General features: G+C 50.1%; 2 tRNA genes. Both read right to left on the bottom strand.

Going from position 1 to position 373, the window contains the following annotated elements:
* Positions 1-92: 92 nt before the first annotated feature.
* A tRNA-Ala gene (locus tag KNO73_RS14920) sits at positions 93-165 on the bottom strand.
* Positions 166-187: 22 nt separating this feature from the next.
* A tRNA-Ile gene (locus KNO73_RS14915) sits at positions 188-264 on the bottom strand.
* Positions 265-373 lie beyond the last annotated feature (109 nt).

Here is a 373-nt window from a genome sequence, read left to right as displayed (position 1 = left end):
ATCTAGCGTCTAAGACACACGGTCCATTATGGACCATATGTGAAATTGGTTTTTGATGTCTTGATGAATCTTCAGTTTTCAAGGAACAAAAGTGGAGCCTAGCGGGATCGAACCGCTGACCTCCTGCGTGCAAGGCAGGCGCTCTCCCAGCTGAGCTAAGGCCCCGTATTGGAATTTTTCATAAAAATGGTGGGCCTAAGTGGACTCGAACCACCGACCTCACGCTTATCAGGCGTGCGCTCTAACCGGCTGAGCTATAGGCCCTCTTAGAGAGGTTTTGGTCTCTCAAAACTGAACGATGGGCAATGCCACATGGGCATTTTCCTTAGAAAGGAGGTGATCCAGCCGCACCTTCCGATACGGCTACCTTGTT

The sequence above is a fragment of the Exiguobacterium sp. s83 genome (assembly GCF_018617095.1).
GTDB classification, from domain to species: Bacteria; Bacillota; Bacilli; order Exiguobacteriales; family Exiguobacteriaceae; genus Exiguobacterium; species Exiguobacterium profundum.
This window is presented reverse-complemented; position numbering and strand designations above follow the sequence as displayed.